The following is a 25,244-nucleotide window of genomic DNA, read 5'->3' as shown; positions in this document are numbered from 1 at the left end:
GTTGTACGCTTGTCCCGCAACGTCCCCGGGACGTACCCGTACATCACCCAATTTTGCGGGTACGGGTATGGGTAAAGAGACGACCGGCGGAACGCGTACCCGAAAAACCGGAGCGGTCCCAATGCCCAAGCGCGCAGACCCGTTGACCCCTTCCACCGTGACCAATGCCAAGCCGCAGGCGAAGCCGTACAAGATGCCCGATGGCCGGGGCATGTTCCTGCTGGTGAACCCGGACGGCAGCAAGCTATGGCGCTGGCGCTACCGCCGACCCATTACGGGTACGGAAAACATGCTGGCGCTTGGCGCGTACCCGGAAACATCCCTGCGCCTGGCGCGTGAGAAGCGCGAGGAAGCCCGCGCCCTACTGGCGGCGGGGATAGACCCCGGCGAGCACCGCAAGGCCGAGAAAGCGGCAGGAGAGGAGCGAGCGGCCAATAGCTTCGAAGTGGTCGCCCGCGAGTGGCTAGGTAAGCAAACGTGGGTCGAGCACTACCGGGTCAAGGTCGAGGCATGGATGGCGAACGACGTCTATCCGTACATCGGTGGCCGGCCCGTGGCCGAGCTGAGCGCGCCGGAGTTCCTGCGAGTAGGGCGCCGAATGGAGGAGCGCGGCGCCATCGAGTCGGCGCACCGTGTGTTGCAGACCTGCGGGCAGGTGATGCGCTACGCCATCGCCACCGGGCGTGCCGACCGGAACCCCGTGGCCGACCTGAAAGGCGCCATCGCCTCGCCGGCAGAGCGCCACCACGCCGCGATCACCGATCCTGCCGTGCTGGGCGGACTGCTGCGCGCCATCGAGGGCTACACGGGCGACATCACCACGCGGGCGGCGTTGCAGCTATCCGCACTGCTGTTCGTGCGCCCCGGTGAGCTTCGGCATGCGGAGTGGGCGGAAATCGACCTGGACGCGGCAGAGTGGAACATCCCCGCCGGCAAGATGAAGATGCGCCAGCCCCACTTGGTGCCGCTGTGCGAGCAGGCGGTGGCGATCCTGCACGAGCTGCGGCCGTTGACCGGACGAGGGCAGTACGTGTTCCCCGGTGGCCGCTCACCACGGCGCCCCATGTCGAACAACGCGATCAACGCGGCCCTGCGACGCATGGGCTACGGCACCGACACCATGACCGCCCACGGCTTCCGTGCCACCGCCCGCACGATCCTTGATGAAGTGCTGGGCTACCGGCCCGACTTCATTGAGCACCAGTTGGCGCATGCCGTGAAAGACCCGAACGGACGCGCCTACAACCGCACGGCGCACCTGCCGGAGCGGCGGAAGATGATGCAGGGCTGGGCGGACTACCTGGACGCGCTGCGTGCTGGTGGCGACGTGGTGCCGTTCAAGCGCAAAGCTGGGTGATGGCGCTAGCAGGGCTGGGGCTTAGGCAGTCAATTTCGACCTTTCAGGAAGGCGCCAGGCTGCTCCATTTGGCTTGGTAAGGTGGCTTACGCGGGCACGGGGCCGAGGGTGAGCTCAAGGACGCGGAATTTTGCTGTTGATCGTGTAGAGTGCGCGGCATGACTGCCGGACTAATTCCTGGTGGGCTGCTGATCGCTGTTGAGGGTATCGATGGCGCCGGCAAGACCACGCTTGCACGCACGCTTGCTGAGTCGATGCGTGGCAACGGTGTGCCCGTAGTCTTTAGCAAAGAGCCTACGAATGGTCCGTGGGGCACGCAATTGCGGAAGAGTGCCAGCGAAGGGCGGCTCTCCCCGGATGAGGAGGTGCGGTTGTTGTTACTCGACCGCCGTCAGCATGTGGATGAGTTAGTGCGTCCAGCGCTTGAAGCAGGAAAGGTGGTGATCTTGGATCGCTACTTCCCATCGATGGTCGCGTACCAAGGTGCGCATGGGCTCTCAGCATCGAGTCTCCTTCTGCAAAATGCCTTTGCGCCCGATCCTGACGTAACGCTCTTGTTAGACGTAGAGCCGGTGGTGGGTTTGGCTCGCATTCGTGCCCGTGGGGATGAGCCCAATCTGTTCGAGACGCAAGAGAACCTAGCGAAGTGCCGCTCCATCTTCCTGAACATGAAGTTGCCCAGCCGACATGTGATCGATGCCTCTCGCACGCCACCCGATGTGCAGGCCGACGCGTGGAAAGCGGTGCTCGTGGCAGCGGCAGACAAGCTAGGTCGCCAAGGCGGTGCTACGCCAGAAAATGCTGAGCGCATGAGACAGCTAGGAGCGGCAGTTTCGGCTTAGCAAAAGCCCCGCCAAGCGCGGGGCTTCTGCTTTCTGGGCTACTCGTCGCCTGGCCGATCTCGCTCGCGCCACTTGACGGTGTGCCGGCGTTGGCAGACGGTATCTCATGAGGATCTGGGGAGATCCGCGCCACAGGGGGCGTCGTGGGATTCTATCTACGCAAAAGCATCAGCGTCGGACCGCTGCGCTTCAACCTTTCCGGTTCCGGAGTCGGGGTTTCCGCAGGCATCAAAGGGTTTCGCGTCGGCACGGGGCCGCGCGGAAACTACATCCATATGGGGCGCGGTGGTTTCTACTACCGGGCCACCCTGCCGCCAGCAGGCAATGACACTCGTGCACCGCGACAACAGTATTCGTACACGCCGCCGATCCAACACACGCCGATCAGTGCCACGCACGAACCGCTGAAGGAGATCGACTCACTCGATGCGAATCACATAGTTGATTCGTCATCTAAGGCGTTGTTGGATGAAATCAACCAGAAGCGCAAGCGACCCCTGATGTGGCCCATGGTTCTCATTGGCGCCGTTATGTTGTTGGCGTGGTCAGTTCACGTGGACGCGCCGCAGTGGGTGAATTCGTTGATCGCACTCGCAGGTCTGATTGGCGCTGTGTACGTTGGCGTCCGAGACCAACTTGCGAAAACAGTGGTGCTTTTCTACGAGTTCGATCCGCATGTAGAGGCCGCATATGAGCAACTACACTCTGCGGCGCTTCAGTTGGCAGGTTGTGCCCGCGTGTGGCACATCGAGGCTAGCGGGCGCGTACTAGATCGCAAATATCACGCCGGTGCCGCAAGCCTTATAAGGCGCAAGGTGACTTCCATCCGGCGTGGGGCGCCATCACATCTCAAATGCAACATCGAGACAGTGGCTATAGGCGTCGGGCGTCAAGTGCTGCACTTCTTCCCCGACCGTGTGCTGGTCTATGCGCCTGAAGGTGTGGGAGGTGTGGAGTACAGTCATTTGAGCATAGCCGTAGTAGAAAAGAACTTCATCGAGGATGAAGGGGTGCCACGCGACACAAGGGTGGTCGGGCACACTTGGCGCTTCGTCAATAAGAACGGTGGTCCTGACCGTCGTTTCAACAATAACAGGCAAATACCCATCTGCCGGTACACCGAGATGTGCATTCAAAGCGCATCCGGCATCAACGAGGTCATCCAGCTATCGCAGCCTGGAGTGGGTGGAGATTTTGTCGGAGCCGTCAGGCGTTTGGCGCGAGTAACACCTGCCGCACCTGGCTGACACAAGATTTCCTGAATCCCGTTTCCACTAGGTACTTGACACAGTTCGGCGATCTCGTCGCGAGACAAGCAGAGACTCATCCGGGCACCCTTGCATTGCCGAGCGGCAGATGCGATGTCATAAGTTTGCGCGAGCCCCTATCCACCCACACGCGGCAGCGGATGCACTTCGTTTCCTTGCCTGGCGCTTGGATTCTCACAGTAAGTTCCGCTCCATCGGCTGGGACGGATAGACGGTTCCCTCCAAAACCAGCACCCACTGGACCGCAAAGGTTGATCTCCTTGTCGTCTGACGGCTCGACATCACGTGCGAACCAGTACGCGACGTAGACGTTCTTGGTCGACTGTGGCGGGAGGTCGAACTTCTCGACAAAGCGATCATGCTTCTCTCCGGCAGGCAGCGTCACGCCAAGAATGTGAGCTGCGCAGTCAAGCAGGTATTCGTGCGAGCGGTTCGTCACCTTCACGGTCGAGTTGAACCCGCGAGCGATCTCATGGAAGACATAGTCCGGAGACCGATCATCGCCGCTGATATGCAACACGAGTGGCCACATCAGCCGGTGTGTTTTTCCCGGAGCAACCAGCACGAGGTTGATGAAGAAGGCGATTACTAGGCCTACGAGGAAGCAGCCTGCCGCATAGAGAAGGATGCTTGGCCAGCCTTGGCTGGAATTGATCGCGATGCCTGCTCGGCCAGCCAAATAAACAAGCGCTGCACCATTGATCACGGTGGCCCAACCGAATGCAGCGCTCAGCGCATCAGTCGCCGCAAAGCGAAAGCAGTGACGCGCAAAGCTGGCCGCCACCAACAGCCGAGATACGAGCTTAGAAGGCCGAACATCTTCGTGCTTGGCGTCCTTCATCATGCCGCCCCTGTTGTGGTGCCAATCGCCAAATTCTCGCTGGTACTGGGGCGCTTGCAAATCCTCCAGGCGAGGAGCAATCTGTCCGTGTCCCCGCCAATTCGGGGGCCAGGTTTGGCGACCTGAATATTCAAACGGCGCAACGGCGCCGAGGAGCGTCGTTTTTTGTGCCCTCGGCAAGCGTGCGTTCCCACTTTGCGGTGGGCGTGCAGGGCAGCCTTCGGGCTGGCCGGTTTCCGTTTGAGCCGGTTCGCCAACCCTGCACGTCCGCCACCCTGCCGCAACGGCTTGGTGGCCTCTTCAACATGCAGAGGGGAACGACCATGGCAGACGGGAGTCTAGTAGCTCAGCGGCACATCAACATTTCGATAATGCAGCCGATACCGCACAACCCGGTTTCCGGCAGCGGTGTGGCCCTTCTCACGCCCGAAGTGTTCCTCGCACTGGATATGCGCGCCCGCGCCATCTGCGGGATGCCTATTGCCGTGAGAACACAACAAGAGATGGGGCGCGACTGGGGGCGTGTCAACATGATGGCCCAGGACGTCATCATCGACCTTGCGAAGCTTCGCGACAGGAGGGCGGGGCAGCGGTGCTACGACGAAATCGGCTTGATCGAGGTATCTCCTCGGGTGCCTGTTGCACAGATGCATGCAGTACATCGTCCAGAGCTGGATTGGTCGAAAGTGCCAGCCGATCGGATGTTCGAGTTCATCGTGATGCATGAAGTAGGCCACACGCAGAACAACTTCGAACCAGTCGAACGCGCCTTTTCCAAGTCATTTCCACACAACGACAGGGAGTGGGGGCTTGCGTATTTGGCGGTTGCGGAAGCGATCGCTGATCGCTATGCATGGAGTGCTCTCTTCCCTGGTGAGCCTCTACCTGCCGACCCTCAGCGGGTCGTCAGCGGTGACTACCTCAACGAGTGGATGGAGCGTCTTCCCGAGCATCTGAGGCGCACGACCCGTTCTCGTTCGCGTGAACAGGATCCGGGCAAGTGGGTGCCAACGAAGCATGTCAGCAAGGGGATTCCCTGGGCACCCGAAGTTGCACGAGATCTGCGCACCAATACGCCGGGCTGGCTCGCGAGGCTGAATCAGGCGCGTATCGATGAGCGCAACATGCAGCGGCGCAACGACAGGAGATGGGCGCGGGAGCTATCCCAAGCGTGGGCAGAGTACGCGCGGCGCCCCACAAAAAGCGGGAAGAAATTCCTGATGCGCGGCGACGTGTGGGGCTGGAAATATTCGGTAGCATCGGAAGCCGAGCGCGAAGAAATGCACGCGAGGCTGATTGCATGAGCGCGCAGATCATCCAGTTTCCGCGAGCAACGCAGACGCGCGCAAAGGCCGGGCGCGGATCGCCTGCCAACGTTAGCGCCATCCCGTGCTTGTACCCGCCCCACTGGGATGGCCACCAGCAGTACATTTTTGACCACCTGGTGCAAGACGGCCGCAGCGTTGAAGATGCGACGGCGCACATCGAGGCCGAGATACGCGATTTGGAGGATGCGAAGGCACTGCCGTCCGAACGGGATCAGCTGCTGTTTCTGGCCCGCCGAGCGATGCAGCGCATGAAGCCGATCAAGCGCTAACCGTTAAACGCCGCGCCTAGGACGGCCATCCGAACACTGGGCACCTTCCCCGGCTGGCGCGGCACCTCTTGAAGGGCGCAGAGGTGTGCGCGTGTGGACGTTATTCCGCTTACTACCGTTGATTTAAGCAACACCGATGAGGAGCTGGGTTGGTGGCTGGTGGCGACGTGGGTGGGTCATCACGCACTGAAGGCCGGTTATCAACTCAACGAAATACCACCGGCGTGGGCGGAACGCTTGATTGAAGACACGGGCAAGTTGGACTCCGATTCAGTGCGGAATGCGGCGCTTGAAAGCATGTTCCGTAAGGCATGTGCGGGGCACATGGAGACTGCCGGGAAAATGCTGCGCGAACATTTGCGTCTTTGTGCCGTCGAGATTGCAAAAGAAAAGGCGGCGCGCACCGGTGCGAAGGTGCGCAAGCCGTTTGCGGAGCATAACCGTGAACGTGGCCTTGCATCTGCAACTGCCGCTGCGACGTGGCAGGCACAAGCTGCCGCCCTATGGGCGATGCCGCAGCATGCCAACAAAACCAGTTCCGACATTGCGCGCCTGATTGATCCCGAGCAATGGAACACGATTCGCCGGAAGATCAAGAAGCCATGAAATAGTTGTCCGGGCCCGGGGCGCGGACAACTGCAACCACGGCATATTCGTCACCGAAGGCACCGCCATACGCGCCGGTAGTCATCGGAGACGCTGAAATGTCCATGCAGCCCCCGCTCGTCGCCAAGCTTGAACCCGGCAGCCTTGTAACAGACATCGAGGCTGCTGCGATTCTCGGCATACAGCCAAGGACCTTGAGAAATTGGAGGGCCTTGAAGAAAGGCCCGGTTTTTCGTCGCATCGGCGCGAGAGCCATTAGGTATCACATCGCCGACTTGGCCGAATTTCAGTGCGTCGTGGCTGGCGAGGCGGCGTAATGACCAGCCCCCAGAAACGACGAAGCCAGCCGGTGAGGGCTGGCTCCAAAAACAATCGTCTTGGCGGACGCGCTCAGTTTACCACCCCAGCGGAAGTCAGCAACACCAGTACCGCCGCCCAGCGTCAGCGCCTGCTGGCACACCTGCGCCACGACTCCCTTGACACGATCACCGCGCGCCGTGACCTCAACGTCATGCACCCGGCCATTCGCGTGAAGGAACTGCGCGAGGAAGGCCACCGCATCATCACCGTGCGCGTAGACCGCCACGATGACCAGGGACGTGCGCACCACAACGTGGCGCTGTACACGTTGTTGCAGGGAGTCGCCTGATGCAGGCCAACCGTCCCCTTACCGACATCCATGACGACCTGCTCGCCGCGTGTGTATGCATCGGTGTCTTGGCCGATCACATCGCCGAGCATGGTCTGAAGGACCAGGTGCTGATCAACTTGGAGCGTGCCATGGACGGCCTGCGCCGCTTGATGGTCGAGCGCCGCACGCTGGGGGGCACCGTATGAGCGCGGTGACTTCCCTTCACGACACGCTGCATGAGCGTCGCATTCGCGACCTTGGCAAAGCCTGTGCAGAAGCGCACGCAGCCGGAGATCGTGAGACAGCGTCCGCCCGCTGGGAGCAAATGCGCCGGGCTATCTCTGAGCGCTCGCCTTCGCAGATCCGACGCATGGAAGCATCGCTGCGGCGACGCGCTCGCCGCCAGATCAAGTCGAAGTTGATCGCCGGTTTTTGCCACGGAGTAGTTCCGGCCCCAGCAGTCGAGATCGCGTTTCGCCTCTTCGACTTGAAGGAGGTGTGACATGGCCCGCTCTCGCAACATCAAGCCCGGATTCTTCAAGAACGAGGTGCTCGTAGAGTTGCCCTACGAGTACCGGCTCTTGTTCGTCGGCCTCTGGACGATCGCTGATCGCCAAGGCCGGTTCGAGGATCGCCCGGCGCGAATCAAGATGGAGGTCTTTCCGGGCGACAACGTGGATGTCGAAGCCGGACTGCAGGCGCTCCACGACAAGGGTTTCATCCTCCGTTATTCCGCCGAAGGTGAGCGCTATTGTCAGGTGCTGGCATGGGACAAACACCAGACTCCGCATGTAAAAGAAGCCCAGAGCACCATTCCAGCACCAGACAAGCACAGTGCCCGCATCGTGCAGGCACCGGGCAAGAACCATGCGAGCACTGCCTTTTCCGGAACGAGCCCATCTGATTCTCTGATTCCTGATTCTCTGATTCAAAAACCTCTTGCTCAGCGAGCTGAGCGATCGACCGATCCAGCGGCGCACTTCGAGCGGTTCTGGTCAGCCTATCCCCGACATGTCGGCAAGCGGGCTGCCGTGAAGGCGCTCGCCAAGCTCCGACCCGATGTGGCACTGCTGGACGTGATGCTGGCTGCGCTGGCACGGCAACGGCAATCAGACCAATGGCAGCGTGACGGTGGGCAGTTCATTCCCCATGCCGCGACGTGGCTCAACGGGCGGCGCTGGGAGGACGAGACCGAGCCGGCGCGGAGCGATGGTGTCCACGGCTCACCGGGCAGCGGCGATGAAAGCTGGCTGCGGAGGGCGGTGTGATGCGAGCGACCGAGATCGCACAACGGCTATCCGCCCAGGTCGACGGCGTGGTGCGTCTGCTGCTGCCGAACGGTAAGCGCGTGGGCCAGGAATGGCGCGCCGGATCGGCGGATGGTGAAACAGGCCAGTCGCTCGGCGTACACCTCACCGGCGACAAGGCGGGCGTGTGGAGCGATTTCAGCTCGGGCGAGGGCGGTGACCTGGTCGGGCTGTGGATGGCCTGCCGGAAGCTCTCGCTGCGGGATGCGTGCAAGGAAGCTCTCGATTACCTCGGCATCCGCGAGGATCGAATCGATCCGCCACAGAAACGCTTCCAGAGGCCGACGAGGGAGGGGGTGGTACGTCTCCATTCCGAGCACGCCGCGTGGCTCACTGAGACGCGAAGAATCGCCTCCAGCACCATCGAGGCCTATCGCCTCGCCTCCCGTGACGGCTGGTTGATGTTTCCTTACTTGCGTGACGACGAATTGGTGGCTGCAAAGTACCGCAAGTTACCGAAGTCGTTCCGACAGGATGCCGAGTGCGAACCGTGCTTGTTCGGATGGCAAGCGATTGCCGAGAGCGCGCGTTGCGTGATCATCACTGAGGGCGAGCTGGACGCCATGGCCTGGCACACCTATGGCTTCCCGACGCTGTCGGTGCCGATGGGTGGTGGTGGTGGTGCCAAGCAGGGATGGATCGCCACGGAGTTCGATCGCTTGGCGGTGTACGACACGATCTACCTTTCGTTGGACAGCGACGGCCCCGGGCAACAAGCCGAGCGCGAGATCGCCGAACGGTTGGGGCGAGGACGTTGTCGCGTGGTCCGTCTCCCACACAAGGACGCCAACGATTGCCTGATGCAGGGCGTGTCGACTGTCGACATGGCGGCGTGTCTGCGAGATGCACGCACGCTCGATCCGTCCGAACTGAAAGGCGCCGCGGATTTCGAGGATGCAGTCTGGAGCGAGTTCACCCGCGTCGATGACGGGTTGCGGTTGCCATGGCAGAAAACCCACAACCTGCTGCTGCTTCGTCCGGGCGAGACATCCATCTGGGCGGGCGTGAACGGTCACGGCAAGAGTGCAGTCATCTCGCATGTTGTTGCCAGCATGGCCACGCAAGATGTCCCCTGCTGCGTCGCGTCGATGGAATTCCGGACACCGGTTTGGCTAATGCGGATGGCGCGACAGATCGCCGGTACACCGAATCCGACCGAAGCCTACATTCGGGCCATCATCCGAGCGCTCAAGGGGAAGCTCTGGGCCTTCGATGTGGCTGGTGCAGCCAAGGCGAAGCGGATTCTTGAGGTCTTCCGCTACGCCAGGCGTCGGTACGGCATTGAGCTGCTCGTGATCGATAACCTGACCAAGTGTGGGTTTGCAGACGACGATTACGCGGGCCAGAAGCAGTTTGTCGAGGAGCTTTCGGACTTCGCCCGACTGGAAGGCACGCACGTCGCCATCGTGGCCCACATGCGCAAGGTCGAGAGCGAAGACCACCCGGCCGGCAAGATGGCCGTGAAAGGCTCAGGTGGCATTACCGACATGGTCGACACCGTGATCGAGGTGTGGCGCAACAAGCCACTGGAACGCGCTCAGGAAGCGTTGGAAAGGACCGGTACGCCGATCCCGGATCGCATTGGTTCGGCGAGCACGTACCTCAACGTTCTCAAGCAGCGCGCCACTGGCAACGAACCATCGATCGCATTGTGGTTCGACAAGTCCACGACTCAATTTCTCGCGGGATCGGAGCATATGCCGCGCTCATTGCTGCCGTTGTCACTGGCCTGTACTGCCGCATGAAGAAACGACCTTTCTCCATGCTTCTGTGGAATTAAGGAGTGGAGCGCGTGAGCTATTTAGTCGTAGACAACTTTTGCGAGGACGTGGAAGCGGTGCGTCAGTCAGCGCTCGCAGCAGGTATCGGTACATGGCGTCCGAACCAGGGCGAGGTTGGGTCGTCGGTATACGAGGGCATGGGCTTCTGGGGCGAGCATGCCCTGATGGTTCGCGCCTTGATGCGAGCGACCGGTGGCATTGTCATTCCGAACGCCTTGTTCTTCCGTTCGACCAACGTGGGCATGGAAAAGGCGTACATCCACAGCGACCGCGAATCGGGCAACCACACCTGTATCTGCTACCTCACGGAACATCCGGAGCCCTATGGGACGGCGTTCTACCGGCACAAGCGCACCGGCTTGTGCGAGATGCCGTCGTTTCAGCAGATGACTGCCATGGGCATCCTGGACGAGCTGAAAGCCGATATGGTGTCCCGCGATCCCGACAAGTGGGAGCAACTCGATTTTGTGTGTGGTGCCAAGAACCGCGCGCTGATCTTTCAAGCGCCCCTGTTCCATTCCCGCATGCCGATCGAGGGCTTAGGCAACCTGCCTGAGAACGGCCGCATGGTGTGGGCGTGTCACTTCAAGAAACTGTCGCCGACTGGCGACTTCGCCTAGGAGAACGAACATGGCCGAGATATGGGGTGTAGCTGCTGCAGCCGGTGGTGCCATTCTGGGAGGCGTCATTTCTTCCAATGGTGCACAGGACCCCGCGCAAACGCAGGCCAACGCCGCGAACAACGCGACGCAGGCCGAATTGGAGATGTACAACCAGAACGTCCAGCGGCTGTCGCCATGGACGGGTGCGGGCCAGATTTCGCTAGGCAATCTGATGAGCTTGCTTGGCTCCAACGGAGCAAACGGCCTGCTGACCACGCCGTTCTCTGCGGCGCAATATCAGGAATCGCCGGGATATCAGTTCCAAATGCAGCAGGGCACGCAGGCGATCATGAATAACGCCGGTGCGCTCGGCGGGTTGAACTCCGGCAATACGCTGAAGGCGCTGCAGACCTACGGGCAGGGCTTGGCGAATCAGGACTACTACCAGGCTGCGAACCAGTATTCGAACTGGCAGAACCAGGTCTACAACATGTTGTCCGGCGCCTCGAATACCGGAGCTAATGCGGCGGGTCAGACCGCGGGTCTTGGTGCGAGTACGGCGAACCAGATCGGCAGCAACATGATGTCGGCGGGCAATTCGATTTCTGCCGGACAGGTGGCGTCTGCAAATGCCATGGGCAACAGCTTGAGCAGCCTTGGCAATCTCGCCATGTACGGGCAGATGAACGGCATGTTCGGAGGTTCGGGCGGTTCGGACCCGTGGAACCTTGGCGATGGTTCGGGTGCCGTCATGTATGGATCGGGCGGCCTTGGCATGAACATGCCTTCGTACTGACTGAGGCGAGCCATGGCAACTAACACTTCCACGGGGACATTCCAATGACTCAGACCGTGATCGTTCCGGGTGTCGGCACGCTGCAATTCCCTGATGGCATGTCGCAGGCCGACATGGCTGCGGCGATACGGAAGAACTTTCCCGAGATCCATCCGCCGAAGCCTCGCATGTCGCCAGCCGACATGAAGGCTTACCTCGCCGCGCACTACCAGGAAGTGCAGGACAAGATGGTCACGGACATGCCTTGGTATCAGAAGCTTGCAGCGGGCGCGGGCAAGGCTGTGGTCGATACTGGGCGCGGTTTGGGTCAGATCGTCGGTCTGGAAAGCAAGCAGGACGTGGCGGACGCGCGCGAACGCGATCAGGCCCTGATGAAAACCGGCGCCGGCAAGGTCGGCAATGCTCTCGGGTACGTCGGTATGGCTGCCCCCGCAGCGATGGCCGCCCCGGAAGTTGCTGGCGCTGGCTTGGGTGTTCGTGCGCTCGCTGGTGGCGCCTCCGGTGGCGCGCAGGGCTATGCCGCGCCCTATACCTCCCAAGGCGAGCACATTGCGAACACCCTCGTGGGCGCGGGCTTGGGCGCGGCTATTCCCGGCGCGGGCGCGGCAGCGGGCAAACTCGTTCGCGGGGTGGCTACTCCGGAAGCCAAGCAACTGCTGCAGGCGGGCGTGCGCCTCACGCCGGGGCAGATGTTGGGCGGCGCGGCAAAGCGCGTAGAGGATGGTTTGGCGAGCGTTCCCGGCGTGAGTTCGGCCATTCATCGCGGCCAACAACGGGCGCTTGATGACTTCAACCTTGCCACGGTGCAGAAGGCACTTGCGCCCATCGGGGTGAAGCTCGGCAAGGGGGTGTCGGCAGGTTACGACGCGATTGAGTCAGGCCGAAATGCCATCTCGGACGCCTACAGCAATGTGCTCGGTCAAATGCGCGGCAAGGTGGATAGCAAGTTCACCAATGGCATCGCCAGCACGTTGAATCAGCACCTGAACACGCTTCCTCAGCATCTCTCGAACAGGCTCGTGCAGATCGTTGATGAAGATGTAATGCAGAAACTTGGCCGTGGCGCTTCGGTAGGCGGCGACACGATCAAGAAGGTGATATCCAACTTGGGCAACGAATCCCGCACTGCCCTCAAGTCGCAAGACCCTGCCTATCGTCAACTCGGTGAGGCATTGCAGGAGGTGCAAAGCAATGTCACGAACATGCTTAAGCGGAATAACCCTGCGCATCTAAGTAAAGAATTGAGCAGTGTCGATGCTGCGCACGCGCGTATGTTGCGCGTGGAACGTGCGGCTTCGGTTGTCGGAGCGGACGAAGGCAAATTCACCCCTGCGCAGCTGCGCAATGCGGTTCGCGCCGAAGATTCGTCCTATAAGCATCGCGCATTCAGTCAGGGCAATGCGCTGATGCAGAATTGGGCGGACGCCGCGAAGTCCTCGCTTCCGCAAAAGGTTGCCAATTCGGGAACGACGGACCGCCTTCTTTTGGCTGACCTTGCTACAGGTGGCGCGCTTGGCGTGGCACACCTTCCTGGCACGCTTTCCGCTGCTGCTGCCGCGCATGCCGCCTATAGCCCCGCGGGACAGCGCTTGATGCAGGCCGCCCTTGCGCCACGCCCGAACCCGGTCACCAACTTCCTTTCCCAGCTGGCGCAGAACCGGATGCTAAACGCGCCGACCAATGCGCTTGTTGGCCGCGCCTTTGCGCCGCAGCCGATTCCAGCGCAAGTGCAGGGAGGCAGTCCAGCATGGTGACCTCTACCTCCGCTATTCAAGCAGCGAGAAAAGACTTCATCGCCTTCCTGGACGAGATCGGTACGACGCTGACGCAGGTGCAGGCCTATCGCGATGGATTACAGGACGTGGCCGCGATGGCTCCCGAGTTCGGCAACCTGCATGCCCGGTCATCGGCCATAGACGGCATTGGCCTGTTCACAGCCAGGGCGCTGCAGCGGAATGAGCTGGTCGCACCTGCACGCATTCAGGGCGTGGAGACTCTGGCAGGCCGGTACATCAATCACAGTCCCCACCCGAATGCCCGCATGGTCGCAGGCATGGATGGCACGCCGATGATCGTGGCCCTCAAGTCGATCAAGGGCGACTGCGAGCAGGAAATCACCATGGACTACCGGCAGGCGCGTCGCGAACTTGGGTTTACCAAGAAAATCGGCGGATCTGCAGATATCACCGGGCACAGCACATGACCGCCCAGCGGCCACCGCGTAAATCAGCCTGGAAGAAAGGCCAGTCAGGCAACCCGGCTGGTCGCAAGAAAGGCTCCATCAACGTTGCAACACGCCTGCGCACCATGATCGACGCCGAGGCTATCGTGAGGATGTTGGAGCTGAAGGCGCTTGAAGGCGACGTGCAGGCTGCGCGGACGCTGTTGGAGCGTGCGTTGCCGGTCTACCGGAGTACGGCGTCCCCGGTGGAACTGTCGGCGATGGAATCGGCTGAAACGCTTTCGGACAAGGCTCACGCGGTGCTGGCTGCGGTGGCCAGCGGTGAGTTGCCGCCCGACCTTGGCGCCTCACTGGTGACGGCTATCGGCAATGTGACGCGTGTAGTGGAAGTAGACGAATTGCTACGCCGGATCGAGGCGCTGGAGAAACACCGTGAAGAAGCTCGTTGATCGCATCGAACAACTGGAAAAGGGGAGCGCCGCTTGGGCGGGATGTCGCCTCATCCATATCAAAGAAAGCGAGGATGCTGATGCCGCCGTGGAAGAGGACAGGCGCGAAACGGGGTTCACGGGCGAGTATGTAGTGGTCGAGTTTGTCAGTCCTGCTCCGCACGTGCCGATGACCGCGTACACTTGATGTGCATGAAGTCGCAGGGGGCGAACCATGAAAACTTCGGCCGTGGCTTTGATCGTATTGCTGGCCGGATGCAGCGTTCAAAATGGCGACGCACCACAAATTGCCGCGTTGCAGAAGCAAGTGGACGCACTTTCTTCGCAGGTGCAGGTGCTCAATGCGCGATCTTCCGCGGCGGACAATCTGGATTTACAAAGCAAGTGCACGATTGACGCGAAAAGAACCTTTGAACTTCTCGGGTATAGCTACCGCGAAGCGAACCATGGCGGCACGGATTCGTTTGTCAGTCATTACAACGCTGCAATGCAGCGGTGCTTCATGGTGATCACGGACGTCGATGCTAGCTCTGGACATCTCTTGACCCAGATGTATCTATTAGACGCGAATGAGCAGCTTGGCTACGGAACATGGACAGGCAACGGCAGCGATCCGATCGAATGCACGTTGACACCTGCTGGTGGCAACGCCCAAGGGTGCAAGTCTGAGCAAGAGTTCGATCAGTATGTGGTGCGCTACATGGGAGCGGTTCCGCGCTGACTATTGTATGGCGTGAGCAATCACTAGACGCGCAAGCTGGCGTGGAACCGCGGTTCGCACCTTACACCGTACTGACCCAGCCGGCTTCGTGGCGAGCAGCTGCGTGCATCGGAACCTGTCGGCCTCGCAGCGTGCTCTGATCGCCGCGGGGTTCCTGGAGTACGAGAGAGAGCAGGCGAAGAAGCGATCCGGTGCACGGACAGACCTATGCGAAACATTTCACACAGGTTCCGAAGCGGGACGCGCCAGCGATAAAGCCGGCGAGCGCATGCACGTCTCCGGGCGCACGGTCGATGACGCGGCCAAGCCGCCCACATCGCGCGCGCGAGGCTGCCTCAGTGGCCTGATCGGTACGTCGCCCAGTTCGGCCCGAGAAACGCTACGGTGTCCGCGACGAGCCGCTCCGCTTCTGTGCGCCGCTGGACCGCCCGCTTCTTCTTCTGCGGCTCCAGCGCCTCCCGCTCCCGTGCCTCCGCAACGGGGTCCGGAGCGACCGTGAGGGTTCTGCGTACCTTCACCCGCTTAGGCGCATCCGCGGCGACCAGATACACCATCCTTCCTTTGTCCTGGAGAAGCCAGCTGCGACGCGCCGTGTGCCTTTCCTGGAGATCGGTGATGCGCGCCTGGGCTGCGCCGAGCCATCCCAGGTAGGACCCGTTCGGGCCGTGCGTATCGAGTTGGAAGTTGATGTCATGGCGCTCGCTCTGCCCCGCGGTTACGAACGCGGTCGCCTCATCCCACGAAAAGCCTCCGCCATGTCGCACGAGGTACGTCATCATCGCGAACGCCGTCCGACTGTTGCCATGCCCACAGTGGAGATAGACCTTGCGGCCGGGCGCGCCAAGGATGCGTTCGATCAGATCGGCCGCCGCGATGAAGCACGGGACGGCCTGATCGGCACTGTCGTCGACGCCGTGCGCCATGTCCGACAAGTCGATGGCTTGCAGATTACCGGCGCCGCCACGTCGCTGCCGGTTGATCCCCTTCCTGCTCCCGAAGATGATCGCTCCCTTCTGGTCGTGGCTCAGGGTTCCGTAGTTGTCACCGGCGGTGATCGTCCAGTTATGCTGTTGGTGTGGCATCGCGGGTTCCCACGGTGAGTGCGCGTCCTTCCTCTGGCTAATGCGCACGCAAGCCGAATATCCGGTCACCCAGTCGTCCAAGCCAACCATCGCGAGGCCTCCACGCTACCCACCCCTACTGTTCCAGACGACAAAGGGAAGCTTCGCGACCGAGTTGCGCTGCTGGTGACGCGCCCAAACTGCCCGCACTCGAGCCATGCGTTCATGCACGGGCCAATGCCATACATACCCCGTGGGGTGCTTAGGCTGGTGCTGTAGGGGCATACGTATGCACGGTGTGCGCGTGCGCCTGGATCGGACGGATCGCTACAGGGCTCCCCGACAGTCCTGTCAGGGAATGCCGACATCGGCCAGTTCGCCGCTCCGGCATCCTTGCTCTTGCCCCGCGAGCCCAGCTCTGGGGCGGCCATTGTCCAAGGCCTACCTTCGACCCAGCCCAAGGCGCTAAGCATGAACATCCTGTTCGCCATCCGGGAAGATGACGCTGGCATGTGGTGCATCTGTCGCGCACAGACCTGTCTGAGAAACCGCCTCACCCTGGCGCAGGCCATCACCGAGGCGCGCAAGCTGGCGCGGGATCACCACGATCGAACCGGCTTGACCGCTTCCGTGGATCTGGTCAGCCCGGAAGGCACGACACGCCTTGGTCACTACGCTCACCCCAGCGCCGAACCTGACGAAACCGCTGTGGCCTGACCAGGGGCGTCGTGCACGGGAACGGGTACGTTTGAGGGTATTTCTGTCGGCGCAACTCTCGAAGCCTTTGCAGCGCAACGCTTGCGGCTGATTGTTGGATAGACGCCACCCCAATTCGCCGTCCAACGGCATCCAATAAAGGCCGGTAAGCCCAGTAATACCAAGGCTTCCGGCCTTTTTCTTGTCCAAATATCGTCCGATGGCATCCATCTCGTCTGCGTTTTTGGCTATGCCCTCCGGATCGCGCTACTGCCCGGGCAGCTTGCCGCACTGTCGCTCACCTCGTGACCACAATCCGCGCAAGCGATCAAAGCCATGCTTCCCCCTTGGTTTGAGGCTCTCCGTTGAATTGAAAGCGATCAAAGCCAACGCGCCACACCACCATGATGCGAGCAGGTGCCCCGATGATGCTGGCTGAAACTGTACGTGCTGTCCCGGCATTGTGCAGTGGCACCTTCGGGAGGTCGACCGGACTCCGTGTGGGCCGGACGATGGATGCTCTGCCCACTGCTGTTCACGTAGCTGCCGGGCTCTACCAGATGGTTGTCATAGCCTTTTGCTGGTGCTGCTGGTGCTGCTGGTGCTGCTGGTGCCGTCTGTGCGCTTTGGAAGGTTGCCGCAGGTGCGATGGCAGCGAACGAGATGGCCGACGCGAACGCCAGCGTAAGTAGCTTGGACATGGTTTCCCCCTATTCCTGTAGGGAGATCATCCCGCAGACCTGCGCCTGCGACTACCTGTTGTCGGACTTCACCTACGTAGGCTGATATCCCCCACATCGCGCGCATGCACGATGCTCCCCAATCAATGATTCGCGTCTGAAAGCCCTGGCTAGTCACGATGACTTGCCGCTTTGTATCTAATTGGATACAATCCATCCATGCCTATACCGTCATGCAAACCGAAGCATTCGCGGCATGGCATCGCGGACTGCGTGACCTGAAAGCCCGTGTGGCGATTGCGCGACGGATCGAGCGCGCCAGCGCCGGCAACCTGGGCGACACCAAGGCGGTGGGCGACGGCGTTTCGGAAATGCGGATCGACGTGGGCGCAGGCTATCGCGTGTATTTCACGCTGCGGGCTGGCGTGCTGGTAGTGCTGCTGTGTGGTGGCGACAAGGCATCGCAGCGGCGCGACATACGCCACGCCCAACAACTGGCGAAGGAGGCATGACATGAACGCAAAACTGCAACCCTTCGAGATGGCTGACTTGCTGGACAGCGAGGTGGCGATTGCCGAGTACCTGTCGCAAGTGCTGGCCGATGGCGACACCGACGAGCTGCTGCGCGCGCTGGGGCATGTTGCCAAGGCGCGCGGCATCGCGGAGATTGCCGAGGCTTCCGGGCTGGGGCGCGAAAGCCTGTACAAGGCGCTGCGTCCTGGTGCCAAACCCCGATTCGAGACATTGGCAAAGGTCTGCCATGCCGTGGGCGTGAAGCTTGTCGCCGTGCCAGCCTGAGAACAGGTCGGAGCAAGTAGTCACCGTGACGCGCTGACGGTAACTTTGACGGTAGATTGGAAACTCAAACTGGCGAAATCGCTGCAGGGCAAGGCTTCTAGGGAATTGTTGGATAGACGCCACCCAATTCGGCAGCCTTCGATCATTAAAAGGAAAATTTGGTGCCTCGCGCAGCCTCCGGGTACTGCACGGGGTACCATGCCGAAACCCTGCTCCAACGGCCAAGCGGACTTTACGTCCGCTTTTCCGTGTCCAAAGACCTGCGGCCCCGGTCGGCTCCGAATATCTGGTTCGAAGCCTTCAAGGGGCGGGCCGACGCGGCGCAAGCCTCCAGACAGGGTGGGCGGCTGACCCGCCGATCAACGGCGATGGCCGCCCTTCTGATCCCTGGGGTTCAACGGCGCCTGGCCAGTGTGTGCGGGATCGCGCGCAAAACGTTTCGTCGAATGGAACTGCGTTGCATGTTCGGCTACAGAATCGACTTTCTTGCTTGAATACACCGCGTGGATGTCAGCGGCAGTCAGAGTCTCGGGTGCTTTGCTCATTCGGGTGGCTCGTGGCGAGAGGGAAGCATTGACCATACTCCCTATTCGTTGGCCGCGTAGCAGGAGGGGTACGCCGGCATGACCGGCCCACGCCGCACACATCGGGCACGAGGCGCCCCGGTCATCGACTTGCGCCTGATAGCACGGCAGTGCAGCACTTGCTGCATCGAGTCCAATCGAGCCTTTACAAAGGCGCTGCGTTCAGGCGGCAAACCCTGGTCCGAGATGCTGGCGAAGGTCTGCCATGCCGTGGGCGTGAAGCTTGTCGCCGGGCCAGCCTGAGGACAGGCCGGAACAGGTAGTCACCGCGGTGTGCTGGGGGCATCTTCGGGGGTATCCTGCTGGGTGCAGCTTCCGAAGTCGTTGCAGGGCAAGGCTTCTAGAGGATTGTTTGATGGATGCCACCGCGACGAAGGCCGGAGCCGCGAGGTTCCGGCCTTCGTGCTTTCGCAGGTCCGTGACGGGTTAACTTGCGTTCGTATTCATTCGCCGGTAACGCGGCCGGTCACATGCTCGGCACTCCAACCAATGCGGGAGGTCGTCATGGGGATTCTCGATACCCTGGGTGAAGTCGCTGGTGCCGTGGCTGCCGTTGAAGGCGCCGAAAAGCTCGATCCGAATGCAGGCCTGTTGACGAAGGGCATTGCGGCCGTGGCCGGCTTCAAGGGCGCGGGAGCGCTGGAATCGATGCTCGACAAGAAGGAAGAAGGCGAGGCTGGCGCGAACGATGCGGATGCCGCGCCAGGCGACGACAGCCAGTCCTGAATTCGTCATCCCCATGAAAATGGCCGCCCAAGGGGCGGCCTTTTTGCTTGCGGTACTGCAGCGATTGCTACGGCATGTCCTCTGATTCGTCGTCTTCGTCAGGATGCGACGGCTTCGCTGCCGCCAGCGTCACCGCGGGAAGATGGGCCGCCTGCAGTCGATGGTCGAGCTGCGGCAGGTCGGTATCGCGGACCGACTGCCACAGCGCCAGTGCCTTGCCGAGGTTGGCGTCGTATTCGGCGAGAGCCTGCTGCTGGCCGTCGGTGGGGGCACGGTCGGCGCCTTCGACATCGGTGGCGATGGCGGTGAGCGCATCGCTCATCGCGTGCAGGTTCGAGGCGTACTCGCCGCTGCCGCTGACCAGCGGCTTGGCCTTCGCGTCCAGCGCATCGACCGCGTCGAGCAGGGACTTGCGGGCGGCGTCGCCGGCCAACTTCGCGTGCAATGCGCCCAACTGCTTGCGCAGCGACTGCACCTCGCCGTAGTTGCTCCAGACCTGCTGCAAGGTGTCGCCGATGCGGCGCGAGAAGGCGAGGCCGGCGGCGAGGTCGGCGGTGGCCACGTGTTCGCGCGGATCCATCGTCACGGTGAGCGGGGCGCGGTAGTCCTTGCCGTCGGCGTGCAGCACCACCTGGTAGCTGCCGGGCAGCACCAGTGGGCCTTCCGGCGTGAGCGGGGTATCGCTGTCCCAGGTGGCGGCGATGCTGTAGCCGTATTCGATGGCGTGCGGGCGCGGGTAACGCAGGTCCCACACGAAACGGTGCATGCCTGCATCGGCCGAAAGCTGTCGCGGCGAGCCCAGCCAGCCCTTCTCGAAGTAGCGGTCGGCGTCGAGATGGGCGGGTTGGTCGTCGCTGCTGTAGCGGCGCACCAGCTGGCCCTTGTCGTCGTAGATGCTGAGCGTGACCGGGCCGTGGGCCGCATGCGCGAGGCGATAGTCGATGATGGCGCCGGTGGGCGGGTTGGTGCCCAGCGGCGTGCCGGGCGGCAGCGGCGTGTCCCTGTTCTCGTTGGCCCGCACGCGGATCGCCGGCGCCGGCGCATACAGCTGCACGGCGGCCGTGGTGCTGGCCTGGCGCATCGGACTCACGTCGTCGAGGATCCAGATGGCGCGGCCCTGGGTGGCGGCTACCAGGTCGTCGCCGTGCACCAGCAGGTCGCGCACCCAGGCGGTGGGCAGGTTGCGTTGCAGCGACGCCCAATGCGCACCATCGTCGGTAGAGACGTATACGCCGCGGTCGGTGCCGGCGTAGAGCAGCCCCGCCTGTTGCGGATCGGCGCGCAGCACGCTGACGAAGTCATGCGCGGGCAGGCCGGCGGCGATGTCGGTCCAGTGCGCGCCGTAGTCGCTGGTGCGCCACGCGTGCGGACTGAAGTCGGCCTGGCGATGGTTGTCCACCGCGACATAGGCCGTGCCGGGCTGCAGCGCGGAAACATCGATGGAGCCGACCTTGCCCCAGATCGGCAGGTCCTTGGGCGTGACGTTGTGCCAGCTCTTGCCGCCATCGCGGGTGAGCTGCACCAGGCCGTCGTCGGTGCCGATCCAGATTTCGTCGTTGTCGCGCGGCGAGGGCGCAATGGTGAAGATCACGCCATAGCCGCAGTCGCGGGCCTCCTGCGACGTGGGCTTGCCCTTGCAGTTCTGCGCACCGGCCGCCTTGCCGTTCAGTTCGGGGCTGATCACGCTCCAGTGCTGGCCCTGGTCGGTGCTGCGGAACAGCACCTGGGCGCCCATGTACAGCGCATACGGCGGCTTGGCCGAGAACGCGATCGGGGTGATCCAGGTGTAGTGGTACTTGAAGTCGGTGGCGCGTTGGCCGTAGCTGCTCACCGGCCACGGCGCGACGTTCTGCACCACGCCGGTGCTGCGGTTCCAGCGCGACACGCGGCCGCCGAGGCCGGAGCCGAACACGATGCCCGGATTGCCTGGGTAGGGCAGGTCATAGTCGCGCTCGTCGCCGCCCACCGGGTTCCAGTCGCGGAACGAGATCGAGCCGTAGTCGCTGCGGCTGGCTATGCCCACGGTGCCGGAATCCTGCTGGCCGGCGTAGATCCAGTACGGGAACTGGTCGTCGGCGCCCAGGTGGTAGAGCTGGGCGGTGGGCTGGTTGTACCAGCTGCTCCAGCTCTTGCCGCCGTTGACGGTGACCACCGCGCCCTGGTCGCTGGCGGTGATCATGCGCTGCGTGTCGGTCGGATCGATCCACAGGTAGTGGTAGTCGTCGCCGCCAGGCGCACCCTTGAAGACGTGCCAGCTCTTGCCGCCATCGTCGGAGCGGCGGATCGACTGGCCGGCCGAGTAGATGCGGTCCGGGTCGGTGGGATCGACGGTGATGCGGCTGAAGTAGTCGTTCGGCAGCCAGCCGGCGTGGCTTTGCGCCTGCCACGTCGCGCCGCCGTCGTCGGAGCGGTAGAGGCCGCTCTGTTCCGGGTGCGTTGCGTCGTTCACCACGGCGTAGATGCGGTTGCCGCGCGTGCTGGCGAGACCGATGCGCGCGAGGTCGCCGGTGGGCCAGCCGTGGCCGTCCAGGCGCTTCCAGCTCACGCCGCCGTCGGTGGACTTGTACAGGCCGCTGCCCGGCCCTGCGTTGGGCAGGTAGTACGACAGCCACGGCCAGTTGCGCACCTGCCAGGTTGCCGCGTAGACCACCTGCGGATGAACTGGATCGGCGGCCATGTCGACCACGCCGGTGTCGTCGTCCACGTGCAGCGTCTGCTTCCAGGTCTTGCCGCCGTCGACGGAGCGGAACACGCCGCGCTCGTGGTTGGGCCCGAAGTAGTGGCCGAGCGCGCCGACCAGCACGGTGTCCGGGTGATGCGGATCGACGAGGATCTTGCCGATGTGCCTGCTGTCGTCCAGGCCCAGGTGCTTCCAGGTCCTGCCGCCGTCGTCCGAGCGGTACACGCCGTTGCCGGCAGCGATGTCGTAGCGCGCGGCCACCTGGCCGGTGCCGGCATAGATCACGTCCGGATTCGACGGCGCCACGGCGATCGCGCCGATCGCGGCAGCCGGCACGTGATCCATCAGCGGATACCAGGTGCGGCCTGCGTCGATGGTCTTCCACACGCCGCCGCCCGCGGTGCCGATGTAGAACGTGTCGGGCTGCGTGGGCACGCCTTCGGCCATGGTGGCCCAGCCGCCGCGGAATGGTCCCACCAGCCGCCATTCCAGTGCGCCGGCCGCCGGTGCCGGCGGTGGCGCATCAGCCGCCGCGAACGAGGGAGCGCCCGGTGACAGCAGGCAGGTGAACACGAGCAGCGGACCCACGGCACGACGCAGCGACATGGCAGGCTCCAGGCAAGGCAGGCGGCGAAGATAACGCCGATGCCGCATGAATGCAGGTGTCGTGAGGCATGCGTGAGATCTTGCGTTGCGGGGTGCGGCCGGCTTCAGCCGGTCGTTGTGTGCTGCGCGCAGGTCGAGGCGCGCGCCTGCAGCAGCTCGCGTTCGCGCGCATTGCGAGTGAGCGCGGCGGCACGTTCGAATTCCACGCAGGCTTCGTCGTGGCGCTCGAGTTTTTCCAGCAGATCGCCGCGCACGGCGGGCAGCAGGTGATAGTTCGCCAGTGCGGGTTCGTTGCGCAATGCCTCGACGAGGGCGAGGCCGGCGGCCGGCCCGCTGGCCATCGCCACCGCCACGGCGCGATTGAGCTCCACCACCGGCGAGGGCGCGACGGTGGCGAGCGTGGCGTACAGCGCGGCGATGCGGTCCCAGTCGGTCTGCTGCGCGGTGGGCGCGCGGGCATGGCAGGCGGCGATCGCGGCCTGCAGGGTGTAAGGCTCCACGTCGCCACCCAGCTGGTGCGCGCGTTCCAGCGCCGCGAGGCCGCGCTGGATCAGCAGCCGGTCCCAACGTGAGCGGTTCTGCTCCAGCAGCCGGACCGGCTCGCCGCCCGGGCCGCTGCGCGCGTGCGTGCGCGAGGCCTGCAGCTCCATCAGTGCGAGCAGGCCGAACACCGGTGCCTGCCGCGGCATCAGCCCGGCGAGGATGCGGCCCAGCCGCAACGCCTCCTCGCACAGCGCGGGACGCATCCAGTCGTCGCCGGCCGTGGCGGTGTAGCCCTCGTTGAAGATCAGGTAGATCACGCCGAGCACGGCGTCCAGCCGTTCGGCCAGTTCCTCGCCGCGCGGCACCTCGAACGGCACCTGCTTCTCGGCCAGCGTGCGCTTGGCGCGCACGATGCGCTGGGCGACGGTCGGTTCCGGCTGCAGGAAGGCACGGGCGATCTCGACCGTGCTGAGGCCGCCCAGCATGCGCAGGGTGAGCGCCACCCGCGATTCGGCGGGCAGCGCCGGATGGCAGGCGGTGAAGATCAGCCGCAGCAGATCGTCGCCGATGTCATCGTCAAGCATGGCGTCGAAGCGGGGCATGGCATCGGCTTGTTCGGCCTCCAGCTCGCGGGCGATTTCCTCGTGCTTGCGCTCCATCAGCTGATGGCGGCGCAGGCGGTCGATCGCGCGGTGTTTCGCCGTGGTCATCAGCCAGGCGCCGGGGTTGTCCGGCACGCCGGTCTGCGGCCACTGCTCCAGCGCGGTCACCAACGCGTCCTGCGCCAGCTCCTCGGCCAGGCCCACGTCGCGCAGCATGCGCGCGAGCCCGGCTATGATCCGCGCCGATTCGATCCGCCAGATGGCCTCGATGCTGCGATGGGTGTCGGTCGCCGTCATGGCGACCGATCAAACCATCATCGTTCCGCGGCGGCAAGTGGAGCGGGTGCCGGCGGTGCAGTCGCCATCCCGCGATCAGGGACGACGAGCAGGATAGGTGCGCGGCGGCGTCATTGTGCCGGCGGGCAGTTGATCATCCACGGCACGCCATAACGATCCACCAGCGAGCCGAAGCGCGCGGCCCAGAAGGTCTGTTGGATCGGCATCTGCACCGAGCCGCCCTCGGCCAGCGCGTGGAAGATGCGCTCGGCCTGCTCGGGCGAGTCGAGCTGGATCGATACCGAGCAGCCCTTGATCGGCGTGTAGGGGCATTGCGGTGCCATCGCGTCCGAGGCCATCAGCACCTGGTCGCCCACTTCCAGCCGCACGTGCATCATCTTGTCGCGCATCTCGGGCGGCATGGGCATCTCGGGCGGTGCGTCGCCATAGCGCGCGCGCACGGTGACCTTGCCGTCGAAGCAATGGGCGTAGAAATCGAAGGCGGCTTCGGCGTTGCCGTCGAAATTGAGGTAGGCGACGAATTGCATTGCGGTTCTCCGGTAGGGGAAGGGATGGGATCAGTGGCGGCTGTCGATCTGCGCACGCAGTCGTTCTTCCTGCTCGCGCAACTCGGGCGTGAACTCGGCGCCGAAGTCCTCGGCCTCGAACACCGGACGGATCTCCACCTCGGTGCCGCCGTCGAACGGGGCGCGCTTCAACCATTCGACCGCCTCCGCCATCGACTTCACCTGCCACAGCCAGAAACCGGCGATCAGCTCCTTGGTCTCGGCGAACGGGCCGTCGGTCACCGTGCGCTGTCTACCGTCGAAGCGGACGCGTGCACCGCAGGAGCTGGGATGCAAGCCTTCGCCGGCCAGCATCACGCCGGCCTTCACCAGCTCTTCGTTGTACTTGCCCATCGCAGCGAGCAGATCCGTCTTCGGCATCACGCCGGCTTCGCTGTCCTTGTCGGCTTTCACGATCACCATGCATCGCATCGTCATTTCTCCTGTAGGAGGGCGGGGCGCCTCCAGTGGCGCTCCCACAGATACGACGAACGGCGAGCCGTGGG

Annotated in this window: 30 protein-coding genes; 23 read left to right on the top strand and 7 right to left on the bottom strand. The window is 63.1% G+C overall.

Features of this window, described 5'->3' with window-relative positions; translation table 11 throughout:
• Positions 1-121 precede the first annotated feature (121 nt).
• The 3 genes from ABQJ54_RS02145 to ABQJ54_RS02135 all read left to right on the top strand — a co-directional run bounded on the left by ABQJ54_RS02145 (position 122) and on the right by ABQJ54_RS02135 (position 3,446).
• Entirely contained in the window at positions 122-1,357 is a 1,236-nt protein-coding gene (locus ABQJ54_RS02145) for a tyrosine-type recombinase/integrase (RefSeq protein WP_367852634.1), read from the top strand.
• A 158-nt stretch (positions 1,358-1,515) separates the two neighbouring features.
• Positions 1,516-2,199: a dTMP kinase gene (gene tmk / locus ABQJ54_RS02140; RefSeq protein WP_367852633.1), complete on the top strand. Its 684-nt coding sequence runs from the start codon at positions 1,516-1,518 to the stop codon at positions 2,197-2,199.
• Positions 2,200-2,342: 143 nt separating this feature from the next.
• Positions 2,343-3,446: a DUF4236 domain-containing protein gene (locus ABQJ54_RS02135; RefSeq protein ID WP_367852632.1), complete on the top strand. Its 1,104-nt coding sequence runs from the start codon at positions 2,343-2,345 to the stop codon at positions 3,444-3,446.
• A 76-nt stretch (positions 3,447-3,522) separates the two neighbouring features.
• Here the strand turns inward: ABQJ54_RS02135 and ABQJ54_RS02130 are convergent, their stop codons facing one another.
• Entirely contained in the window at positions 3,523-4,311 is a 789-nt protein-coding gene (locus ABQJ54_RS02130; protein ID WP_367852631.1) for a hypothetical protein, read from the bottom strand.
• A gap of 368 nt (positions 4,312-4,679) precedes the next feature.
• Here ABQJ54_RS02130 and ABQJ54_RS02125 point away from each other — a divergent pair, with 368 nt between their 5' ends.
• From ABQJ54_RS02125 to ABQJ54_RS02055, 15 genes are all read left to right on the top strand, one after another.
• A complete protein-coding gene (locus tag ABQJ54_RS02125) occupies positions 4,680-5,612 on the top strand; it encodes a hypothetical protein (protein ID WP_367852630.1) in 933 nt (310 codons plus the stop codon).
• Complete coding sequence (locus tag ABQJ54_RS02120) at positions 5,609-5,905, top strand: hypothetical protein (protein ID WP_367852629.1); 297 nt, start codon at positions 5,609-5,611, stop codon at positions 5,903-5,905. The genes ABQJ54_RS02125 and ABQJ54_RS02120 overlap by 4 nt, the downstream gene beginning before the upstream one ends.
• Before the next feature lie 93 nt (positions 5,906-5,998).
• Positions 5,999-6,511 (top strand): hypothetical protein, encoded by a 513-nt coding sequence (locus ABQJ54_RS02115; protein WP_367852628.1) that lies wholly within the window; start codon positions 5,999-6,001, stop codon positions 6,509-6,511.
• Between the two features lie 98 nt (positions 6,512-6,609).
• Positions 6,610-6,828, top strand: a complete 219-nt coding sequence (locus tag ABQJ54_RS02110; RefSeq protein ID WP_367852627.1) for a helix-turn-helix transcriptional regulator — start codon at positions 6,610-6,612, stop codon at positions 6,826-6,828.
• A complete protein-coding gene (locus ABQJ54_RS02105; protein WP_367852626.1) occupies positions 6,828-7,160 on the top strand; it encodes a helix-turn-helix domain-containing protein in 333 nt (110 codons plus the stop codon). The genes ABQJ54_RS02110 and ABQJ54_RS02105 overlap by 1 nt, the downstream gene beginning before the upstream one ends.
• Positions 7,160-7,348, top strand: coding sequence for a hypothetical protein (locus ABQJ54_RS02100; RefSeq protein ID WP_367852625.1), 189 nt, complete (start codon positions 7,160-7,162; stop codon positions 7,346-7,348). The genes ABQJ54_RS02105 and ABQJ54_RS02100 overlap by 1 nt, the downstream gene beginning before the upstream one ends.
• 297 nt (positions 7,349-7,645) lie before the next feature.
• The gene (locus tag ABQJ54_RS02095; protein WP_367852624.1) at positions 7,646-8,410 is read left to right on the top strand and encodes an LvrA C-terminal domain-related protein; all 765 of its coding nucleotides are present in this window, start codon (positions 7,646-7,648) and stop codon (positions 8,408-8,410) included.
• Positions 8,410-10,194 carry a toprim domain-containing protein gene (locus ABQJ54_RS02090; RefSeq protein ID WP_367852623.1) on the top strand — a complete coding sequence of 595 codons (1,785 nt, stop codon included), beginning with the start codon at positions 8,410-8,412 and terminating at the stop codon, positions 10,192-10,194. The genes ABQJ54_RS02095 and ABQJ54_RS02090 overlap by 1 nt, the downstream gene beginning before the upstream one ends.
• 47 nt (positions 10,195-10,241) lie before the next feature.
• The gene (locus ABQJ54_RS02085) at positions 10,242-10,850 is read left to right on the top strand and encodes a DUF6445 family protein (protein WP_367852622.1); all 609 of its coding nucleotides are present in this window, start codon (positions 10,242-10,244) and stop codon (positions 10,848-10,850) included.
• A 10-nt stretch (positions 10,851-10,860) separates the two neighbouring features.
• Positions 10,861-11,628: a hypothetical protein gene (locus ABQJ54_RS02080; RefSeq protein ID WP_367852621.1), complete on the top strand. Its 768-nt coding sequence runs from the start codon at positions 10,861-10,863 to the stop codon at positions 11,626-11,628.
• A 44-nt stretch (positions 11,629-11,672) separates the two neighbouring features.
• Positions 11,673-13,382 (top strand): hypothetical protein, encoded by a 1,710-nt coding sequence (locus ABQJ54_RS02075; protein ID WP_367852620.1) that lies wholly within the window; start codon positions 11,673-11,675, stop codon positions 13,380-13,382.
• Positions 13,376-13,831 carry an SET domain-containing protein gene (locus ABQJ54_RS02070; protein ID WP_367852619.1) on the top strand — a complete coding sequence of 152 codons (456 nt, stop codon included), beginning with the start codon at positions 13,376-13,378 and terminating at the stop codon, positions 13,829-13,831. Before ABQJ54_RS02075 ends, ABQJ54_RS02070 begins: the two co-directional genes overlap by 7 nt.
• On the top strand, positions 13,828-14,259 hold the full coding sequence (locus ABQJ54_RS02065; protein WP_367852618.1) for a DUF5681 domain-containing protein: 432 nt from the start codon (positions 13,828-13,830) through the stop codon (positions 14,257-14,259). Before ABQJ54_RS02070 ends, ABQJ54_RS02065 begins: the two co-directional genes overlap by 4 nt.
• On the top strand, positions 14,243-14,446 hold the full coding sequence (locus ABQJ54_RS02060) for a hypothetical protein (RefSeq protein ID WP_367852617.1): 204 nt from the start codon (positions 14,243-14,245) through the stop codon (positions 14,444-14,446). Before ABQJ54_RS02065 ends, ABQJ54_RS02060 begins: the two co-directional genes overlap by 17 nt.
• Positions 14,447-14,473: 27 nt before the next feature.
• Positions 14,474-14,980: a hypothetical protein gene (locus tag ABQJ54_RS02055; RefSeq protein ID WP_367852616.1), complete on the top strand. Its 507-nt coding sequence runs from the start codon at positions 14,474-14,476 to the stop codon at positions 14,978-14,980.
• A 335-nt stretch (positions 14,981-15,315) separates the two neighbouring features.
• Here ABQJ54_RS02055 and ABQJ54_RS02050 read toward each other — a convergent pair whose 3' ends face one another.
• Positions 15,316-16,062: a protein-tyrosine phosphatase family protein gene (locus tag ABQJ54_RS02050; protein ID WP_367852615.1), complete on the bottom strand. Its 747-nt coding sequence runs from the start codon at positions 16,060-16,062 to the stop codon at positions 15,316-15,318.
• A gap of 450 nt (positions 16,063-16,512) precedes the next feature.
• On the opposite strand from ABQJ54_RS02050, the gene ABQJ54_RS02045 reads away from it, so the two are divergent.
• Positions 16,513-16,758 carry a hypothetical protein gene (locus ABQJ54_RS02045; protein WP_367852614.1) on the top strand — a complete coding sequence of 82 codons (246 nt, stop codon included), beginning with the start codon at positions 16,513-16,515 and terminating at the stop codon, positions 16,756-16,758.
• 359 nt (positions 16,759-17,117) lie between these two features.
• Here the strand turns inward: ABQJ54_RS02045 and ABQJ54_RS02040 are convergent, their stop codons facing one another.
• Entirely contained in the window at positions 17,118-17,438 is a 321-nt protein-coding gene (locus tag ABQJ54_RS02040) for a DUF3761 domain-containing protein (RefSeq protein WP_367852613.1), read from the bottom strand.
• Here ABQJ54_RS02040 and ABQJ54_RS02035 point away from each other — a divergent pair.
• The 4 genes from ABQJ54_RS02035 to ABQJ54_RS02020 all read left to right on the top strand — a co-directional run bounded on the left by ABQJ54_RS02035 (position 17,386) and on the right by ABQJ54_RS02020 (position 19,525).
• Positions 17,386-17,523, top strand: a complete 138-nt coding sequence (locus tag ABQJ54_RS02035) for a hypothetical protein (protein WP_367853580.1) — start codon at positions 17,386-17,388, stop codon at positions 17,521-17,523. The two genes, ABQJ54_RS02040 and ABQJ54_RS02035, sit on opposite strands and share 53 nt — an antisense overlap.
• Positions 17,524-17,650: 127 nt before the next feature.
• Complete coding sequence (locus ABQJ54_RS02030) at positions 17,651-17,929, top strand: type II toxin-antitoxin system RelE/ParE family toxin (protein WP_367852612.1); 279 nt, start codon at positions 17,651-17,653, stop codon at positions 17,927-17,929.
• Between the two features lies 1 nt (position 17,930).
• On the top strand, positions 17,931-18,215 hold the full coding sequence (locus tag ABQJ54_RS02025; RefSeq protein WP_367852611.1) for an addiction module antidote protein: 285 nt from the start codon (positions 17,931-17,933) through the stop codon (positions 18,213-18,215).
• A 1,088-nt stretch (positions 18,216-19,303) separates the two neighbouring features.
• Entirely contained in the window at positions 19,304-19,525 is a 222-nt protein-coding gene (locus tag ABQJ54_RS02020) for a hypothetical protein (RefSeq protein ID WP_367852610.1), read from the top strand.
• 67 nt (positions 19,526-19,592) lie between these two features.
• Here the strand turns inward: ABQJ54_RS02020 and ABQJ54_RS02015 are convergent, their stop codons facing one another.
• The 4 genes from ABQJ54_RS02015 to ABQJ54_RS02000 all read right to left on the bottom strand — a co-directional run bounded on the left by ABQJ54_RS02015 (position 19,593) and on the right by ABQJ54_RS02000 (position 25,170).
• Positions 19,593-22,811 (bottom strand): WD40/YVTN/BNR-like repeat-containing protein, encoded by a 3,219-nt coding sequence (locus ABQJ54_RS02015; protein ID WP_367852609.1) that lies wholly within the window; start codon positions 22,809-22,811, stop codon positions 19,593-19,595.
• A gap of 104 nt (positions 22,812-22,915) precedes the next feature.
• The gene (locus tag ABQJ54_RS02010) at positions 22,916-24,193 is read right to left on the bottom strand and encodes an RNA polymerase sigma factor (RefSeq protein ID WP_367852608.1); all 1,278 of its coding nucleotides are present in this window, start codon (positions 24,191-24,193) and stop codon (positions 22,916-22,918) included.
• A 110-nt stretch (positions 24,194-24,303) separates the two neighbouring features.
• On the bottom strand, positions 24,304-24,720 hold the full coding sequence (locus tag ABQJ54_RS02005) for a VOC family protein (protein WP_367852607.1): 417 nt from the start codon (positions 24,718-24,720) through the stop codon (positions 24,304-24,306).
• A gap of 30 nt (positions 24,721-24,750) precedes the next feature.
• A complete protein-coding gene (locus ABQJ54_RS02000; protein WP_367853550.1) occupies positions 24,751-25,170 on the bottom strand; it encodes a YciI family protein in 420 nt (139 codons plus the stop codon).
• Between the last annotated feature and the right edge of the window lie 74 nt (positions 25,171-25,244).

It is taken from the genome of Rhodanobacter lycopersici (genome assembly GCF_040812335.1).
GTDB lineage: Bacteria > Pseudomonadota > Gammaproteobacteria > Xanthomonadales > Rhodanobacteraceae > Rhodanobacter_A > Rhodanobacter_A lycopersici.
Note: the sequence above shows the minus strand (reverse complement) of the source record. Positions and strands in the feature narration are given on the sequence as shown.